Here is a 3343-nt window from a genome sequence, read left to right on the forward strand (position 1 = left end):
AGTAATCATGAGAAAGTAGAAACCTACCGTACGCAACACGGTGCAAACGTTAATGATATTGCTCAGGGCTATGCATTAGCAAGTAATCATGAGAAAGTAGAAGCCTACCGTACGCAACACGGTGCAAACGTTAATGATATTGCTCAGGGCTATGCATTAGCAAGTAATCACGAGAAAGTAGAGACCTACCGTACGCAACACGGTGCAAACGTTAATGATATTGCTCGGGGCTATGCACAAGCAGGTAATCATGAGAAACGAAAAAAATACGATATTAATTACCTAGTGGATAATTACATAAAAGAAAGAACAGCTGTACGTGATTCTTCTGGGGTAACAAAAGAATATTTTCATGGTAGCTTTTTTTCTCACTTTCAAAAAAGTTTTACACAAAAAAGAAATGCAGTTAATGCTTTAAAATCAGCGTTAAATGGAAAGAATATTGATTTAAATGAACACTTATCAACCTTAAGAAATGGTAATCTGGGTAAAGTGCTACGAGCATTTATTCAATCGGGCATGGGTGACACTCTAGTTGGAAAAGCGACCACTGTAAGTGACTTCGTGAAAGCCCTTCAAGATAAAAATGCTCATGGCATTCAACTTGTTTAATCATCTCAAGCTCTCATCCAGTATGAGAGCAAACTTTTTTAAAATATTAAAAATGGCAGCGAGCGTCCTGCGTCCCTTAATGAAACGAGCAATGCGTATGCCTTTACCAATGACTTAACAGCTGCAGGAAGATTTTTTAACATCCCTACGTGCTGATTAAAAAATCGCAGGCTCCGTTCCTCGGCCTTCAGCCTTCCTTGGTGCGCAATAAATAAAATATATGAGTGTAGATCTTTTTCAATTGCCACCGCCAAAATTTCAGGCAGAAATGTCGAGTATGCAAGCCATCTTATATGCTCCCAGATCCTTTGCTAGTATGACAATTGGTGAGCGTATTCGAGCTTATTATCAGCATGCAGTAATAAAGTATTTAAGTAGTGAACGCATGAAAAATTCTACACTTTGAGAGCGTTTTGGAATTGACCCTGTGAATGCCTTACAAGCAACTAAAGTTATTAATGCTGCAATAAAGTCTCATCATATACAAACAGCAAATCCTGAGCGTTGTTTGATTGAAAACGCGATTTAGAAGATAGATATCAATAAAAAAAACATTATTTCATTGGGTTATGTATTTTAAATTGTTTGACTGGTTGCTGCTGTGAAATCTCTATAAATACTTTTATGAAGCATATTGTAACGATGCAATTGTCGTACCACTGGCGAGATAATTACCCTAAACACACTACTTGATAATAGATTTTAGCGGCACCAAATCGGCACCATCTGCAGACAATTACAGACCATGAAAGATAACTTGGTGCATTTTAGAGAAAGAACGGCAACTCAGAATTGACGTGGTCTTTCGTAGTCTTTCATGAAAAGCTCAAAGACCGCTTGTAGCGGGTTCGATTCATGCCGCCTCCACCAATTTAAAATACTATTAAAGACCACTTAAGACCATCAAAAGCCCTTATGAATCAAGGTTTTTTTGATTTGTACACTGTCTTTTGTAGTCTTTTATTGGGTCTTTCCCAATTACGGGATCACAGCAATCTGGTTCTGTTACCTAACAGTAATCGTCGTTTCATCAACTGAAGGATGGCCTCCTATAATGAACACTAATCGTATGAATAAGCTTGGAAATCATTGTATAGATCCCTATAGAAGCAACGGCTGATCAAAGTTTGTTGTCCTGGATTCATTCTCACGTTCATGCCTTTGAGTTTTTTGAGGGTATTCCTGTTTGTCTGGTTCCTGACAATCTTTGTTCAGGTGTGACAAAATCACATTTTTACGATCTGGATGTTAATCGAACTTTTCAAGAGCTTGCAGATCATTATGGTGTTGCAGTGGTTCCTGCGCGGGTAAGAACTTCAAAAGATAAATCAACAGTTGAAGTTCAAAGGATACAACGCTGGATTTTAGCGGTTTTGTGTTGTGCGCAGCTGTAATGCCATTGATTTAAGCTCATCCATGAGCTCGCTAGTGTCTCAACATCTTGTCAACATCCCAGCTGCGCCAAACAAGTGCAGTATAGCCTTTATGCACTATTAAGGCATTGGCTGGTATGCTGTTTTTTTTGTAAGAAATTTCTTGACGTTGGGGTTGTATCAATCTTCTAAAATATTTTGAAATAAGCACAATATGCCGTGCCTGTTATCTACTACAGGCTATATGGGCAAGTGATTTTGCATATCTTTTCATACAGTTAAATTCAAGGATAACAATGATAATCCCATTGCTCAGTTTATTATCATCCTGTGACTTGGTTTCCCATTAGAAAGTCTGCGTCAACAGGGTAAGGGAGAGCAGTAGCATTGAATTGCTCGTTCTTATATTGAATATTGATTGAAAAGGTTAAATGTTTTTCTTTGAATAAAGGAACCAAAAAATCTAGGAAAGATAAGGGATATAGACGTGTTTTGATTATCAAATGCATTAACTACACACATATCCTGACTGATCTTCTAAGACGAACAGCGCTCGCTTGATAAAGTGATTTAAGGTGCCTTGCTCCTTTCCCATAGTGGAAATTACGGCAAGAACGAGGTATTTATTTCGTGCAGAGCGAATGGGTTGAGCTCAAAGTGTTTTATTGAAATCTGATTGATAAAATAAGAGATCCGCTAAAAAAAATAAACAAAAAAAATGCGAGTCAAGACTGTTTTTTTATTATTTATTTGCTACTATAGACGACCCGGTATCCCATTTTTTTAAATGACACCCCTTGTGGATATTTGTTTTTTTTCTACATCACCTAATTGTACCAATCAACCTGTCCTTTTTTTAGCAGTCCTTTTCCTATATGGTTTATAGCAATTAATTAACAATTTTTAACTCCCTTAAGTTATCCACATTTTCTGTGGATATGTCTGTGTATACTCTATTAATCTCCTTATAAAGCGAGGTAGTTAAATTGCTGCTTAGGGATTTACCAAGGCGTTTACAATTATAAAAATATCAGCTGATTTTTTTAGGGCGGGGTTTATTAAACTTATACTTCTAACCTGACTGATATGAGACATAGCAACGTTAGGTGAATAGAGTTTTGTATACTCAGGTTAGTGATCTTGCCCCGCTTTGATAGACACAGCTATGCGACGGGGGTTCATTACATTAAAACCGTATTTTCTTGATAACTATTCTTGAAATAATGTTCTTGATTTCTTATGGTTGAGATGAGTTCTGAGAAAGTAAGTTATTACTGTAATGCTAAGTATCGTTATGATAAAATTCAGCTTATTCAAAATAACATGGCCATTGTCGATTAGTACATAATAATTAGGAC

Annotated in this window: 3 protein-coding genes; all 3 read left to right on the plus strand. The window is 36.8% G+C overall.

Annotation, left to right across the window (positions count from 1 at the left end):
* A partial coding sequence (locus WA877_RS00530; RefSeq protein WP_425168994.1) for a hypothetical protein occupies positions 1 to 612 on the plus strand: 612 nt, incomplete at its 5' end.
* Positions 613 to 832: 220 nt separating this feature from the next.
* On the plus strand, positions 833 to 1018 hold the full coding sequence (locus tag WA877_RS00535; protein WP_425168995.1) for a hypothetical protein: 186 nt from the start codon (positions 833 to 835) through the stop codon (positions 1016 to 1018).
* Positions 1019 to 1739: 721 nt separating this feature from the next.
* Positions 1740 to 2006, plus strand: coding sequence for a hypothetical protein (locus tag WA877_RS00540; protein ID WP_425168996.1), 267 nt, complete (start codon positions 1740 to 1742; stop codon positions 2004 to 2006).
* The last annotated feature ends 1337 nt before the right edge of the window (positions 2007 to 3343 follow it).

This window comes from Legionella sp., from assembly GCF_049790535.1.
Classification (GTDB): domain Bacteria; phylum Pseudomonadota; class Gammaproteobacteria; order Legionellales; family Legionellaceae; genus Legionella.